At 52.8% G+C, this 14602-nt stretch carries 13 protein-coding genes; 2 read left to right on the top strand and 11 right to left on the bottom strand.

Features of this window, described 5'->3' with window-relative positions; all coding sequences use genetic code 11:
- Window positions 1-267: 267 nt before the first annotated feature.
- Window positions 268-3483 (bottom strand): carbamoyl-phosphate synthase large subunit, encoded by a 3216-nt coding sequence (carB, locus tag LK436_RS16210; protein WP_008397354.1) that lies wholly within the window; start codon window positions 3481-3483, stop codon window positions 268-270.
- A 283-nt stretch (window positions 3484-3766) separates the two neighbouring features.
- Between carB and LK436_RS16215 the strand changes: the two genes are divergently transcribed.
- The gene (locus LK436_RS16215; protein WP_008397353.1) at window positions 3767-4210 is read left to right on the top strand and encodes a DUF3842 family protein; all 444 of its coding nucleotides are present in this window, start codon (window positions 3767-3769) and stop codon (window positions 4208-4210) included.
- Between the two features lie 178 nt (window positions 4211-4388).
- Window positions 4389-4916 carry a GNAT family N-acetyltransferase gene (locus tag LK436_RS16220; RefSeq protein WP_021966324.1) on the top strand — a complete coding sequence of 176 codons (528 nt, stop codon included), beginning with the start codon at window positions 4389-4391 and terminating at the stop codon, window positions 4914-4916.
- 105 nt (window positions 4917-5021) lie between these two features.
- On the opposite strand, the gene LK436_RS16225 is transcribed toward LK436_RS16220, so the two are convergent.
- The 10 genes from LK436_RS16225 to LK436_RS16270 form a co-directional block, all read right to left on the bottom strand.
- Entirely contained in the window at window positions 5022-5963 is a 942-nt protein-coding gene (locus tag LK436_RS16225; RefSeq protein WP_008397350.1) for a bifunctional riboflavin kinase/FAD synthetase, read from the bottom strand.
- A gap of 2 nt (window positions 5964-5965) precedes the next feature.
- Entirely contained in the window at window positions 5966-6892 is a 927-nt protein-coding gene (truB, locus tag LK436_RS16230) for a tRNA pseudouridine(55) synthase TruB (protein ID WP_008397348.1), read from the bottom strand.
- The gene (locus LK436_RS16235; protein WP_008397346.1) at window positions 6892-7863 is read right to left on the bottom strand and encodes a DHH family phosphoesterase; all 972 of its coding nucleotides are present in this window, start codon (window positions 7861-7863) and stop codon (window positions 6892-6894) included. Before LK436_RS16235 ends, truB begins: the two co-directional genes overlap by 1 nt.
- A gap of 119 nt (window positions 7864-7982) precedes the next feature.
- Window positions 7983-8375 carry a 30S ribosome-binding factor RbfA gene (rbfA, locus tag LK436_RS16240; protein ID WP_044931212.1) on the bottom strand — a complete coding sequence of 131 codons (393 nt, stop codon included), beginning with the start codon at window positions 8373-8375 and terminating at the stop codon, window positions 7983-7985.
- Window positions 8376-8424: 49 nt separating this feature from the next.
- On the bottom strand, window positions 8425-11412 hold the full coding sequence (gene infB, locus LK436_RS16245; RefSeq protein ID WP_008397344.1) for a translation initiation factor IF-2: 2988 nt from the start codon (window positions 11410-11412) through the stop codon (window positions 8425-8427).
- Window positions 11399-11734: a L7Ae/L30e/S12e/Gadd45 family ribosomal protein gene (locus LK436_RS16250; protein ID WP_008397343.1), complete on the bottom strand. Its 336-nt coding sequence runs from the start codon at window positions 11732-11734 to the stop codon at window positions 11399-11401. The genes infB and LK436_RS16250 overlap by 14 nt, the downstream gene beginning before the upstream one ends.
- Window positions 11721-11990, bottom strand: coding sequence for an RNase P modulator RnpM (gene rnpM, locus LK436_RS16255; RefSeq protein WP_008397341.1), 270 nt, complete (start codon window positions 11988-11990; stop codon window positions 11721-11723). The genes LK436_RS16250 and rnpM overlap by 14 nt, the downstream gene beginning before the upstream one ends.
- A gap of 66 nt (window positions 11991-12056) precedes the next feature.
- The gene (nusA, locus tag LK436_RS16260; RefSeq protein WP_008397340.1) at window positions 12057-13283 is read right to left on the bottom strand and encodes a transcription termination factor NusA; all 1227 of its coding nucleotides are present in this window, start codon (window positions 13281-13283) and stop codon (window positions 12057-12059) included.
- Between the two features lie 24 nt (window positions 13284-13307).
- Window positions 13308-13775, bottom strand: coding sequence for a ribosome maturation factor RimP (gene rimP / locus LK436_RS16265; RefSeq protein WP_008397338.1), 468 nt, complete (start codon window positions 13773-13775; stop codon window positions 13308-13310).
- A gap of 298 nt (window positions 13776-14073) precedes the next feature.
- On the bottom strand, window positions 14074-14598 hold the full coding sequence (locus tag LK436_RS16270; protein ID WP_008397336.1) for a nitroreductase family protein: 525 nt from the start codon (window positions 14596-14598) through the stop codon (window positions 14074-14076).
- Window positions 14599-14602 lie beyond the last annotated feature (4 nt).

Genomic DNA, 14602 nt, shown 5'->3' on the forward strand with positions numbered 1-14602 from the left:
CTGCCTCAAATGTTATCAGTAATTATCTGTTTCTATTTATATAGATAAGTTTACCCCTCCAAAAGTTTCAGATGAGACGTTTTTTTATTTTTTTCTTCTGTTTCACAGCTCATATCAGGGGAAGCGCTGCCTTCCGGGAGACAGAAGCTGCCTTCCGGTAAAAAACAGAGATTTTAACAGACAGAAAACGGGGGCAGCTCCCTGCTTTTCTCGCAGAGAGCTGCCCCCGTTTTCTGTCTGTCTTTGCCGCCCAGACGGCTGCTTATTTTACTGCTCCTTGATCTCGCTGTGGAACTCCTGTAAGGACTTCACACCCAGATGTCCGTTCTTCTTGATAGTCTTCAGAGCCTGAACGGTAGCCTTTGCTGCAGCCATGTTGGTAAAGTAAGGAATCTTGCCCTTTACGGCTGCCTTTCTGATATAGCTGTCATCGCCAAGTCCCTTCTTATCGAGAGGAGTGTTGATGATAATATTTACAGACTTGTTTGTGATCTTGTCCAGTACGTTCGGACGTCCCTCGTCGATCTTGGCCACCTTCTCTGCCGGAAGGCCTGCTGCCTTCATGATATCGTAGGTTCTGCCTGTTCCCATGAGCTTGAAGCCGCACTCATAGAATCCCTTGGCAACCTCGATTAACTCTGGCTTGTCCATATCGTTGACACTTAAAAGGACAGTACCCTCACTTGGAAGTCTTGTCTGTGTGGCCTCCTGTGCCTTGTAGATGGCCTCTCCCACGTTCGGTGACATGCCAAGAACCTCTCCCGTGGAGCGCATCTCCGGTCCTAATACCGGGTCAACCTCAGGGAACATCTTGAACGGGAATACAGGCATCTTCACGCCGTAGTGAGGAATCTTCTTCTCCTTTAACTCCGGCACCGGAGACGGACGTCCTGTCAGGTGGGATGTCATGATGTCTGTTGCCAGCTTCACCATCTTGATGTTGCATACCTTGGATACCAGCGGCACGGTTCTGGACGCTCTCGGGTTAGCCTCAAGCACATAAACCTCGCCGTCCTCGATGGCGTACTGCATATTCATAAGTCCCACTACGTGCATTTCCTTTGCGATCCTGCTTGTGTAGTCCTTGATTGTCTCCACCTGATCCATGGTCAGATTTCTGGACGGAAGGATACATGCAGAGTCACCGGAATGGATTCCTGCAAGTTCGATGTGCTCCATAACGGCCGGAACGAACACATTCTCTCCGTCGCTGATGGCGTCTGCCTCACACTCTGTGGCGTGGTGCAGGAAGCGGTCAATCAGGATTGGACGGTCCGGAGTCACGCCTACAGCCTGCTGCATGTAGAATGACATAGCCTCGTCGTCGTGTACGACCTCCATTCCCCGGCCGCCTAATACGTAGGAAGGACGAACCATTACCGGATAGCCAATCTTGTTGGCAATCTCCAGGGCCTCCTCCACATTGACAGCCATTCCTGACTCCGGCATCGGAATATTTAACTTATCCATCATAGCGCGGAACAGATCTCTGTCCTCAGCCATGTCGATGGTCTCCGGTGTGGTTCCCAGGATGTTTACGCCGTACTTCTTCAGATCAGCTGCCAGGTTAAGCGGTGTCTGGCCTCCGAACTGAGCGATAACGCCAAGGGGCTTCTCCTTATGGTAGATGCTTAACACGTCCTCCAGTGTAAGCGGCTCGAAGTACAGCTTGTCAGAGGTATCGTAGTCTGTGGAAACAGTCTCCGGATTGCAGTTTACGATAATTGTCTCAAATCCCAGCTCCTTGAGGGCTAATGCAGCGTGTACGCAGCAGTAGTCGAACTCGATACCCTGTCCGATACGGTTCGGGCCGCCGCCGAGAATCATGATCTTCTTGTTGTCGCTGCAGGGGCTCTGATCCTTAATGTGGTAGCTGGAGTAGTAGTATGCAGAATCCTCTGTTCCGCTTACATGAACGCCCTCCCAACCTTCCTCGATTCCGGCCTCTGTCCTGGCGTTTCTGATCTCCTCCTCGGAAACCTCCAGAAGCTCGCTTAAATACTTGTCTGCGAAACCGTCTAACTTGGCCTGGCGAAGCACCTCAACCGGAGGAACCTGTCCCTTGTACTTGAGGATTGCCTCCTCCTCCTCCACAAGCTCCTTCATCTGAGCGATAAAGTAGCTCTTGATCTGTGTCAGATCGTGAAGCTCCTCCACTGTGGCTCCCTTCCTTAAAGCCTCATACATGATGAACTGGCGCTCGCTGGAAATCGTGTGGAGCATAGAGAGCAGCTCCTTCTTCGTCTTCTTCTGGAAGCCTGCATGGCCTAAGCCGTAGCGTCCTCTCTCGAGGCTTCGGATCGCCTTCTGAAGGGCCTCCTTGTAGGTCTTTCCGATACTCATAACCTCGCCTACAGCCTTCATCTGAGTACCTAATTTATCCTGTGAGCCTTTGAATTTCTCAAATGCCCAGCGCGCAAACTTGATGACAATATAATCGCCGGACGGAACGTACTTGTCGAGGGTTCCGTACTTTCCGCATGGAATCTCATCCAGCGTCATGCCTGTAGCTAACATGGCAGATACGAGAGCGATAGGGAAGCCGGTTGCCTTGGATGCAAGAGCGGAGGAACGGGATGTTCTCGGGTTGATCTCGATGACAATGTCACGATCTGTCTTCGGATCATGAGCCCACTGTACGTTTGTTCCGCCGATAACCTGAATCGCCTCTACAATCTTGTAGGACTTCTCCTGCAGGCGCTTCTGAACTTCCTCAGAGATGGTGAGCATCGGTGCGGAGCAGAAGGAATCACCTGTGTGAACGCCTACCGGGTCGATGTTCTCGATGAAGCACACGGTAATCATGTTGTTCTTGGAATCGCGGACAACCTCCAGCTCCAGCTCTTCCCAGCCGAGGATAGACTCCTCAACCAGAACCTGGCCGACCATACTTGCCTGAAGACCTCTGGCGCAGACAGTTTTTAATTCCTCCACGTTATACACAAGGCCGCCGCCCTCGCCGCCCATGGTGTAGGCCGGACGGAGAACTACCGGGTAGCCTAACTTGTCAGCGATAGCCAGAGCCTCCTCCACAGAGTAGGCAACCTCGCTTCTGGCCATCTCGATTCCAAGACTTGCCATGGTCTCCTTGAATTCCTCTCTGTCCTCGCCGCGCTCGATGGCATCTACCTGAACGCCGATTACCTGTACATTGTATTTGTCAAGAACGCCTGCTGCTGCCAGCTCAGAACACAGGTTCAGTCCGGACTGTCCGCCCAGGTTCGGGAGCAGCGCGTCTGGACGCTCCTTTTCAATAATCTGTGTCAGACGGTCTACATTCAGAGGCTCGATATAGGTAACATCAGCAGTTTCCGGATCTGTCATGATGGTAGCCGGGTTGGAGTTTACCAGCACAATCTCATAGCCGAGCTTTCTAAGAGCTTTACATGCCTGAGTTCCAGAATAGTCGAACTCACATGCCTGTCCGATAATGATTGGACCGGAGCCAATAATCATTACTTTGTGAATGTCATTTCTTCTCATGTTTTTTCCCTCTCATTGTCACCAGTTTACGTTTACTTCTTCTTGCCTACCGGGCTTTCCGGCTGCCGCAGGACGGCTGTAACTCCCTTTAGCCGCCGCAGCTCCTGGATTCAGGCCCTAGTAAACCATTATCAGCATTATAATAAAAAATGCGGGCGATGTAAATAAAAAATTTGCGTTTTGATGTAGAATTTTGTCTTACATTTTTTCAGATTTTGTGCTATACTGACAAGGATATAGTGGGGTATTATTTTCGGCAGACAGCTTTTAAGGGGGGATACTCATGAAACAGCCAAAGGTACTGGTTATCGACGGCCAGGGCGGCCGCATGGGAAGAGGGATTGTGGAACAGTTAAAGAAGCGCTTCCCCTCCCTTCCTCTGACCGCCATCGGGACAAACAGCATTGCCACCGCTGCCATGTTAAAGGCCGGAGCCGACCAGGGGGCTACCGGTGAAAATCCCGTTGTGGTAAACAGCAGAAACGCGGATCTGATTATCGGGCCAATCGGCATTGTCATCGCAGACTCCCTCCTCGGCGAGGTGACAGAGACCATGGCGGCAGCCGTGGGCAAAAGCCCGGCCTGCAAAATCTTCATCCCCGTAAGCCACCGGTGCAGCCATACCATAGTCGGCTGCGAAGAGCTTCCCCTCTCCGAATACATCCGCCTGGTCTGTGAACAGGTAGAAGAAATCCTGAGGGAGCGGGAGGAGAACCTCCCCCTCTGACCAAGCTGGCCGGATTCAGTTATCACATAATATTATTACATAATAAAATAAGCGGGCAGTTTTCTTCTCCACCGTGAGAAAATAGCTGTCCGCTTTATTGCATCAGCATCCGTCCCTTATTTTGTCCGGCTGATGCCAAAATATACAGTTTTACAGTTTTCAGAAAGGAGCCCATCTGATGGATATACAGAAGCCTGCGGAAAATTCCCGCAAAATCAGAAAAATATCCGACTGCCCTGAGCTGATCCATGAGGCCGCCGGCTGGTTTCACTCGAAATGGGGTGTTCCGGCCGAGGAATATATCAAAAGCATGGAAGAAAGCCTGGACCTGTCGTCCCCCATTCCCCAGTGGTACGTCATCACGGAGGAGGACAGCATCATTGCCGGCGCCGGCATCATAGAGAATGATTTCCACAGCCGAAAAGACCTGTCGCCAAACCTCTGTGCCTTGTACGTGGAGGAACCCTTCCGATGCCAGGGAATCGCCGGCCTCCTTCTCTCCTTTATCTGCCATGACATGCTCCAGAAAGGCATTGATACCCTGTATCTCGTCACAGACCACACCTCATTTTACGAGCGCTATGGCTGGCAGTTTCTGTGCACCGTACAGACCGAAGAGCCAGACGCCTTCCCTGTTCCCATCCGAATGTACACCCGCAAAACATCTCTGCAGAGGCCACTTCTCTCCCAGGAAACGCAAATATAAGCTTCTCAGCTCCTTCTCTCCCAGGAAACGCGAGTCTAAGCCCTCAGCCACTTCTCTCCCAGGGAACGGGTGTAAGTTTCCGGTGACTTCGCTGGAACCGGAAACTTACACCCGTTCCCGCCCCTCCCGCTCCTCATGCCACCTTCTCCCCTCTTCCTTATCGCTCAGAACCTGTCTCTTCAGCTCCTCCACTGATTCAAACTTCCGCTCCGGCCGCAGGAAGGACAGCAGCTTCACTTCGATATTCTTCCCGTAGATATCCTTTTTCCAGTCATAGATATACGTTTCAACCCCCGCCGGATGCTCCCCCTTGATCGTGGGCTTTCTTCCGATATTCGTGATTCCCGGGTAGACCTTTCCGTCTATCACCACCTCCGAGTAGTAGACGCCGAACGCCGGAAGGTGTTTCTGGGACGGCGGAAGAAGATTGACCGTGGGAAATCCCATACCGGTGCCGAGGTGCTTTCCATGCACCACCCGTCCCTGCACGCTGTAAGTATAGCCCAGAAGCTCATTGGCCTTCTCAATCTGCCCGGCTGCCAGCTCCTCTCTGATATAGGTGCTGCTGATCTCCCGGCTGCCGTCCATGGCCTTCTCCACAACAACCAGCTCATATCCCAGCTCTCTGGCATGGGCTCTTAAAAATTCCACATCTCCGCTTCTCCTGCATCCAAAGTGAAAATCTGTTCCGGCCACTATAGCCTTCGCATTCATCTGCTCTACCAGAACCTTTCTTACAAAGTCCTCCGGAGTCATGGATGCCACCTGGTCATTAAAGGGGTATTCCACCAGATAATCCACGCCTGCCGCCCTCAGATTTTCGCATCGCTCCTCATTGGTGGTGATCATAGTCTGGAGTTTTCTGCGAATCAGGGTACCCGGCGCCGTCTCAAAGGTAAATACCGCTGTCCTGTATCCCTTCCCGCGGAACCTGAACAGCTCTTCGAGGAGCTTTTTATGGCCCCGGTGAAGGCCGTCAAATTTTCCCAGTGTCACCGCCGTCGGCTCCCCGATCTGAAATTCTCTGGTTCCTCTGATGTACTCCATGTCTATTCTCCTCCCAGAAAAATCTTTTTTGGCTTCCACCGCTTCTCACGGGCCCGGTACTCATAAACGCCGATAAAGCGGCGCCTGCTGTCATAGACGCGGCAGAGACTGCCGTCCTCTGCGCCTGAGACTGCCGAACCCCTTCCCGCCTGGTTCTCTGCAAAGAAGTTTCCGTTGGCCAGAAGACGGTCAAGAGTCCCGCTCTCAGAGACAATCTCGGGAAGCCCGGAAAACATCTGATCCACCGGGATAACCGCGTCCTCTATCCTGCCTTCCCTTACAAGAGCCTCAACTTCAGAGAGCTTCAGGCTGTCCTTCAGAAGGAACCGATCCACCTGAGTTCTCAGAAGGTACTCCATGCAGCCGCCGCAGCCCAGTTTTTCCCCTATATCATGGCAGAGGGTTCGGATATAGGTTCCCTTGGAACAGTGAACCGTCATGGTCACTCTCGGAAGCTCGATCCGGTCAACAGTCAGGCTGAAAATCTCCACCGGGCGCGCCTTTCGCTCAATCTCCTTTCCCTCCCTGGCAAGCTCGTAGAGCTTTTTGCCGTTTACCTTGAGGGCAGAATACATGGGCGGGATCTGGCTGTAGGGTCCCACAAACCCTTCCGCAATGTCTCTGATTTTCTCCTCGTCCAGCGTCTCAGCCATCCCGCGGTTTTCATTCAGGATGGTTCCTGTGGTATCCTGGGTATCCGTGACAGCGCCCAGAAGCATCACCGTCTGGTATGTTTTGCTCCGGTCCGTCAGCATGTCGCACAGTCTGGTTCCCCGTCCCAGGCAGACCGGGAGAACTCCCTCCGCCGCCGGGTCCAGAGTCCCTGTGTGGCCGATTTTTTTCTGCTTTAAAATTCCCCTGAGCTTTGCCACCACGTCGTGGGAGGTGTAGCCCTGCTCCTTGTAAATATTTATCACTCCATGGTACATCAGTGCTCTGCCTCCCACGCCAGAATCTGCTGCTCGATATGGGGCGCCAGATTGTTCAGCACATCGTGGATGCCGCCTGACATGGTGCAGCCTGCCGCTCGCACATGACCGCCTCCGCCGAAGTAGGCGGCGATTCTGCTGACATCCACATAGCGGCAGGAGCGCAGGCTTACCTTGAACTCACTGACGCCTGTCTCGTACATGAAAATGGCAACCTCCACGCCCTCTGTCAGCCTGAGCTGGTCAATAATCCCATCCAGATCCTTGTTTGTGACGCCGTAGAAGTCCATCTCCTTCCTTTTGACTGCGCTGAACACACATTTTCCATCCATAAACAGAATGCTCTCCAGAAGGGCGCGCCCTAAAATCTGGTTCTGGACATACGTTTTTCTGTAAAAGCTGCCGTCTATGATCTCCGTGCAGTCGATCCCCTTATCCATCAGCTTTCCCGCAATTTCCATGGTCTTTCCCGAAGTACAGCTGTACTTAAATACGCCTGTATCGTGGACAATTCCCGTGTAGAGGCATTCCGCCGCAGCCAGATCGATCTTCTCCTCATCCAACAGGGTATAAACCACCTCGCTGGCAGAGCTGGCCTCAGGGCAGATGATATTTTCTTCTGCAAATCCCCTGTTTGTTACATGGTGATCGATGCAGATGGTTGACCCGGCGCTCTCAAAGTAGGGGAGAAACACGCCCAGCCGCTCCCTGTCGCTGCTGTCTGTGGTGATACACAGATCATAGCTTTTTCCCTCTTCATACTCGCAGAGAATCTTATCAAATCCCTTCAGATAGGAAAACTTGGCAGACGGATGATCCAGATAAATGTCAACGGACAGCCCGGGATACTGTGCAGTCAGATAATTGTAAAGCCCCAGAGCTGAGCCGACACAGTCGCCGTCCGGATTCAGATGCCCCAGTATAACAGCTGTTTTTGCTGCGCTCAGCGCATGTTCTAATAACTGATTCATAGTTTTTCATCTCCTGATAAGCTGAAAGGACGGCGTTCCTGCCGCCCTTTCTGTGTATAGGCTTCAAATCCTGTCAAGCAGCCTGAGACTGCTGTCTGTGTGAAACGGCACTGCCGGCCCTACAGCTCATCCTCATCTGCTTCCGGTTCGTCTGTATCCAGATCCTTCGTCACCTCATTGATCAGGTGTGTCATATTGACGCCGTATTCGATGGACTGATCCAGCACAAAGGTAATCTCAGGCGTGTTCCTCAGATTGATCCTGGATGCAAGCTGTCTGCGCACAAAGCCCTCGGCGCTTTTTAAGCCCTTTATGGTCTCCTTACCGGCTTCCTCACTTCCGAGAACGCTGATATACGCCTTGCAGTATTTTAAATCCGGCGTCACCTCCACAGCCACCACGGTGGTCATGGGGTGAATCCTCGGATCCTTGATCTCACGGCTGATGATCTCGCTTAACTCTCTCTGAACCTCACTGTTAATTCTTGTATTCTTAATGCTGTTTTTTCGCATATTTCCTCGCTTTCCAGTCTGCTGCACGTCCGGCGGCATCCCGCGCCTGTTAGCGCGGAACCTCCACCATCGCATATGCCTCAATCATATCGTCTTCCTGGAGATCGTTGAATTTCTCAAATACAAGACCGCACTCGTAGCCTGCTGCAACCTCCTTCACATCATCCTTAAACCGCTTTAAGGATGCCAGGTTGCCGTCGAAAATCTGCTCGCCGTCGCGGGTGATTCTCGCCTTGCAGCCTCTCTGGAACTTTCCGTCCAGCACATAGGAACCGGCAATGGTTCCCACGCCGGAGGCCTTGAAGGTCTGGCGCACAACTGCATGGCCAATTACCTGCTCCTCGAAGATCGGGTCAAGCATACCCTTCATGGCTGCCTCCACATCCTCGATTGCCTGGTAGATGACGCGGTACAGTCTCACATCAACCTTCTCCCGCTCTGCGATGGACTTGGCTGTCGCATCAGGACGCACGTTGAAACCGATGATAATCGCGTTGGATGCTGCCGCCAGGTTTACGTCGGACTCGTTGATTGCGCCTACGCCGCCGTGGATCACCTTTACCATAACCTCCTCGTTGGAGAGCTTGGTAAGGCTCTGCTTTACAGCCTCCACGGAGCCCTGCACGTCTGCCTTCACGATAATCGGAAGCTCCTTCACATTTCCGGCCTTGATCTGTGAGAACAGATCATCCAGTGATAATTTTGCCTTTGTATCTTCAATTAACTTGTTCTTGCCCTCAGAGATGAAGGTCTCTGCGAAGTTTCTCGCCTCCTTCTCATTCTCTGTAGCCACAAATACCTCTCCGGCGTTGGGGACGTCATTTAATCCCAGAATCTCTACCGGTGTGGACGGTCCTGCCTCTTTTACACGGCGGCCCTTGTCGTCCATCATGGCACGGACCTTTCCGTAGCAGGAACCGCAGGCAACGGGATCGCCTACATGGAGGGTTCCCTTCTGTACCAGGACAGTGGCAACCGGTCCTTTGCCCTTGTCAAGCTCTGCCTCGATGATAAGGCCTCTTGCGCGGCGGTTCGGGTTTGCCTTCAGCTCCTTCACCTCAGCAGTTAAGAGGATCATCTCCAGAAGCTCCTCGATTCCCTCCTTGGTGTGAGCGGACACCGGCACGAACACTGTGCTTCCGCCCCAGTCCTCGGCAACCAGCTCATACTCGATTAATTCCTGCTTTACCTTTTCCACATTGGCGCTTGGCTTATCAATCTTGTTGACCGCCACAATGATCTCAACGCCTGCCGCCTTGGCGTGGTTGATGGCCTCGATGGTCTGGGGCATCACGCCGTCGTCTGCAGCTACTACAAGAATGGCGATATCTGTGGACTTGGCGCCGCGCATACGCATGGCTGTGAACGCCTCATGTCCCGGTGTATCCAGGAAGGTGATCTTCTGGCCGTTCTTCTCAACCACATAGGCACCGATATGCTGGGTGATTCCTCCGGCCTCCTTTGCCGTCACATTCGTCTGGCGGATGGCATCGAGAAGGGAGGTCTTTCCGTGGTCAACGTGTCCCATAACACATACAACCGGCGGACGCTCCACCATATCCTTCTCGTCCTCCTCATCCTCTCTGAGGAGCTCCTCGATCACATCGACCTTTTCCTCCTTCTCGCAGAGGATGTCAAATTCCATGGCGATCTCTTCAGCCTTGTCGTAATCAACCTCCTGGTTGATGGTGACAACGGTTCCCTGAAGGAACAGCTTCTTTACAATCACGGACGGCTGCATCTTCATCTTCTCAGCCAGCTCCTTGATGGTGATAACCTCCGGCAGAATAATGGTCTTTACTTCCTCTCTCTTAGGCTCTTCCTTCTTCTGAGGCATGATGAAGGCTCCCTTTCCGGGCTTTCCTCCTCTGCCCGGCTTTGTGCGAAGCTCCTCCTCGCGGTCAGGCCTGCTGTACTTGTCGTTCTTGTAATCGTTCTTATAGTTGTTCTTGCTCTGCTTTGTATTCTGCTGCTTCTGAACAACCGGTCCGTCAAAGGATGGCTTCGGGATGCTTAAGCCGCCTCTGTCGCCTCCGCGGCCTCTCTGACCGTCACGGTTAAAGCCTCCGCGGCCTCCGTCACGGCTTCCCTGACCATCACGGTTAAAGCCTCTTCCTCCGTCGCGGCCTCCCTGACCGTCACGGTTAAAGCCCCTTCCTCCGTCGCGGCTTCCCTGATTATCACGGTTGAAGCCTCTTCCTCCGTCACGGTTTCCCTGACCGTCGCGGCTTCCCTGATTATCACGGTTAAAGCTTCTTCCTCCGTCGCGGCCTCCCTGGTTATCACGGTTAAAGCCTCTTCCTCCGTCGCGGCCTCCCTGGCCGTCACGGTTAAAGCCTCTTCCTCCATCGCGGCCTCCCTGGCCGTCTCTGTTAAAGCTTCTTCCTCCGTCGCGGCTTCCCTGGCCGTCACGGTTAAAGCTTCTTCCTCCGTCGCGGCCTCCCTGGCCGTCACGGTTAAAGCTTCTTCCTCCGTCGCGGTTTCCCTGGCCTGCCTCACGGCTTCCCTGATTTCCCTGGCCGTTCTGGTTTCCCTGACGTCCCTGGCCGTTTCCTCCCTGGGAGCGTCCCTGGCCCTGTCTCTGTCCGCCGGATGGTTTGCTGCTCTTCATTGTACTGTTCTGCGGACGGTATACAGCCGTAATCCTCTTCTTCGGCGGCTCGGCTGTTCCGTTTCCGTCTGCTTCTGTCTTTACTGGTTCTCTCTTAATCTCTTCCACTCTCGCTGCTTCCGCCTTTCCTATTCTTTCCTTTTGTACCTGTTCCCAATTCTCCCGGTTTTCCTGGGATTTGACTCTCGAGCTGTCCTGTTCCTCTCTGGAAGGCGCTCTGCCCTCAGATTCTCCCATCCCTTTAACCGGCGTCGGCTCCTTCTCTGCCCTGGCGGGCTTTCCGGCAAAGCCTCTCCGCACTGCGTCGATCTGCTCACCGCTCACATTAGAGGAATGACTTTTCACCTCATAACCCTGCGCCCTCAGCAAATCCAGCACCTCTTTATTGGTTCTGCCCAGCTCCCTGGACAACTCATTGACTCTCATGCTTACCGCCTCCATTCTGATTCAACTGTTTCACGAGTGCTTTCGCCAAACCGCTGTCCAGTACGGCAACCGATGCACGCATCTCCTTGCCCATGGAGTGGCCCAGTTCCTCTTTCGTTCCGAAAAAATACAGTGGGACTTTATAATAAGTACACATGTTTGTAAACATTTTTCTGGTATTGTCTGAGGCCTCCTCTGAAACGAGTACCAGGAAGGCTCTGCCCTCCTTTACGGCCTTTTCTGTCATAAATTCTCCGCTTGCTGTTTTCCCTGCCTTGGTAGCAAGACCCAGAAGATTAAGCGCCTTCTTACTGCTGTCCAATCTGCTCCATCTCCTTTTCCAATGCCTCATACACTTCCTTTGGAATGGCCATCTTCAGGGAGCGTTCCAGCCCCCTGCTCTTTACGGCCTTTTTAAAGCATTCCATGGAAGGGCAGATATAAGCTCCGCGTCCGTTCCTGCGTCCGGTGGCGTCGATGACGATCTCATCCTCAGTAGTTTTGAGCACGCGGATCATTTCCTTTTTGCTTTTCATCTCGCCGCAGCCGATGCACTGTCTGAGCGGGATCTTCTTCATTCCCAATTTCTCTCACTTCCCAATCTGGTTTTCTGCTGCGCTTTAAAGACCGGATCGATGCCGGAATTACTGCCCGTCACTGTAGACGGCGCCGCTCTCCAGCCCGCTCTCCAAAGCTTCCTCTGCCTGTTCCTCCATACTGTCCTCTGCGTCCTGAGGCTCCGTGTAATCGGAGAAGTCATCGGCCTGCGTGCTCTCCGGAAGTCCCTCCTCGAAGCCCTGCTCGTAGCCCATCTCCATCTCGTCGAAGAGCCCTGACTCTCTGGCCTGGGTCTCGCTCTTAATGTCGATCTTGAAGCCTGTAAGCCTTGCTGCAAGTCTTGCGTTCTGGCCTTCCTTGCCGATAGCCAGGGAGAGCTGGTAGTCAGGCACGATCACCTGAGCCTCTCTCGCCTCCTCGTCGGCAGCTACAAAGATCACCTTGGCCGGGCTCAGCGCATTCTCAATTAAGAGGGCAGGATTGTCATCCCAGTTGATAATGTCAATCTTCTCGCCGTTTAACTCGCTTACCACGGAGTTAACTCTCGCGCCGTTTAAACCCACGCATGCGCCCACCGGATCCACGTTCGGATCGTTGGATGCCACTGCAATCTTTGTCCTGGAGCCTGCCTCCCGGGCAATGGCCTTGATCTCCACGGTTCCGTCCTTCACCTCAGCCACCTCGGACTCGAACAGGCGCTTTACCAGATCCGGATGGGTTCTGGATACAGTAATCCTCGGCCCCTTCTTCGTATTTTTCACCTCGAGGATAAAGAGCTTGATGTGCTGGGTCGGCTTAAACTCCTCCCCCTTCACCTGCTCGCTCTCCTTGAGGACTGCGTCAATCTTTCCAAGGTCAATGTACACGTCGTGGCCTACATAGCGCTGAACGATTCCTGTCACCACATCTTTTTCGCGGCAGTACCAGTGATCGAATAAAGCGGTGCGCTCCTCCTCGCGGATTTTCTGGAGAATTACGTTTTTAGCGTTCTGGGTGGCAATTCGTCCGAACTCCTTGGAGTTGATGTTTACGCGGACAATATCGCCGTACACATGCCTGGGATCCATCAGCTTTGCCTCTGCAAGGCTTACCTGAGTCAGCGGATCCTCCACGTTCTCAACCACTTCCTTCTCAGCGTAGACAGCAAAATCACATTTTTCCCTGTCAATATAAACCTTGATATTATCTGCCCTGCCGAAGTGGTTCTTGCAAGCTGTGAGAAGGGAATTTTCGATGGCCTCGAAAAGCACCTCCTTGCTGATATTATTTTCCTTTTCCAGCACGTTTAACGCTTCGAACAACTCTTTACTCATTTTCTTTTTTTATCCTCCTATCGTTTAAAAATCAAAGGCCAGGCGTATTAACGCAATGTCTGATTTCTCAAGGACGAGTTCGCTCTCATCCTCCATGGAAAGTGTCACTGTATCTGCATCGTATGCTTTCAGGGCTCCTGTAAATTCCTTCTGTCTGTTAATCGGGCGGTAAAGTCTTACCTCCACAGCCTTTCCAAGGCTGCGGGCAAAGTCTTTTTCCTTTTTAAGAGGGCGGCCCAGTCCCGGTGAGCTTACTTCCAGAATATAGCTGTCGGCGATGAAATCCTCCTTGTCAAGCCAGTCGCCCAGCTCCCTGCTCACCACCTCACAGTCGTCTACCGTGATGCCGCCTTCCTTATCGATATAGGCTCTCAGATACCAGAGTCCGGCCTCACGCACGTACTCCACATCTACCAGTTCAAATTTGTACTTTTCAAGAAGGGGAAGCAGCCACGCTTCTACCTTTGACTCATATTCTTCTCTTTTTGCCATTCAAACACCGCCTTTCTCTGTGTCCTGCCAGAGCATTCTGCCATGCAGGAAACACAATTTTGCTTCCTGCAAAACAAAGTGAAAGAGTGGACTTTTGGTCCACTCTTTCTAGTCAGTCTATTATGTTATCGCAATAAGTATAGCACCTTTTGCAGCGGAGTGCAAGGGGATCGTCGAGGGTTTTTGAGGGATTTTTACATTTTATATCCCCTGTTTCTCCATTAAAACCTCTGCCCTCTCCTGGGGCGTTCTGATTCTCATTTCTGCACTCGCAGTCCTAACCATAGCCCCCGCAGTCCTAATCTTGCCCATACCGGTTGAACCAGGCCCTCTTCTCAAAGGGCAGCCTGGCCACAGATTTAAACGGCTTTTCGGGAATTCCCACAGGCAGATAGAGAACGACCTGCATATCCTCCGGAACCCCCAGAAGTCTCCCGATCTCCTCTGCGCGCCGTCCCAGAATCTGGCCCTCGATCCAGGTGGTGGCATACCCCTTGGCCGTGATGGCCAGGAGAATATTTTCCGCCGCCGCGCTGTAGTCCTGAATGTGGTAGGAGGCGCCGCTGGGCGCCATCGTGTACTTGGTGAGCACCAGAATGGCCGCCGGAGCCGTCATGGCCCACGCCCGGCCATAGATTTCGCCGATCTTTTTTACAAGCTCCGGCTCGTCCACTGCGATAAACTGTGTTGTCTGCAGGTTGCAGCCGGACGGTGCGGCTGTCCCCGCCTCCAGGATCTCTCTCAAATCCTCTCTCGGCACAGGTTCTTTCTTAAACACATCCCTGTAGCTTTTTCTTTTCTTTATGGCTTCCAGTACGTTCATCTTG

The organism is Clostridium sp. M62/1, from assembly GCF_020736365.1.
GTDB lineage: Bacteria > Bacillota > Clostridia > Lachnospirales > Lachnospiraceae > Otoolea > Otoolea saccharolyticum_A.

Bases quoted from the DNA above. Each gene is read 5' to 3' on its own strand.
- carB (WP_008397354.1), bottom strand. From the start codon at position 3,483: ATGAGAAGAAATGACATTCACAAAGTAATGATTATTGGCTCCGGTCCA.
- LK436_RS16215 (WP_008397353.1), top strand. From the start codon at position 3,767: ATGAAACAGCCAAAGGTACTGGTTATCGACGGCCAGGGCGGCCGCATG.
- LK436_RS16220 (WP_021966324.1), top strand. From the start codon at position 4,389: ATGGATATACAGAAGCCTGCGGAAAATTCCCGCAAAATCAGAAAAATA.
- LK436_RS16225 (WP_008397350.1), bottom strand. From the start codon at position 5,963: ATGGAGTACATCAGAGGAACCAGAGAATTTCAGATCGGGGAGCCGACG.
- truB (WP_008397348.1), bottom strand. From the start codon at position 6,892: ATGTACCATGGAGTGATAAATATTTACAAGGAGCAGGGCTACACCTCC.
- LK436_RS16235 (WP_008397346.1), bottom strand. From the start codon at position 7,863: ATGAATCAGTTATTAGAACATGCGCTGAGCGCAGCAAAAACAGCTGTT.
- rbfA (WP_044931212.1), bottom strand. From the start codon at position 8,375: ATGCGAAAAAACAGCATTAAGAATACAAGAATTAACAGTGAGGTTCAG.
- infB (WP_008397344.1), bottom strand. From the start codon at position 11,412: ATGAGAGTCAATGAGTTGTCCAGGGAGCTGGGCAGAACCAATAAAGAG.
- rnpM (WP_008397341.1), bottom strand. From the start codon at position 11,990: ATGAAGAAGATCCCGCTCAGACAGTGCATCGGCTGCGGCGAGATGAAA.
- nusA (WP_008397340.1), bottom strand. From the start codon at position 13,283: ATGAGTAAAGAGTTGTTCGAAGCGTTAAACGTGCTGGAAAAGGAAAAT.
- rimP (WP_008397338.1), bottom strand. From the start codon at position 13,775: ATGGCAAAAAGAGAAGAATATGAGTCAAAGGTAGAAGCGTGGCTGCTT.
- LK436_RS16270 (WP_008397336.1), bottom strand. From the start codon at position 14,598: ATGAACGTACTGGAAGCCATAAAGAAAAGAAAAAGCTACAGGGATGTG.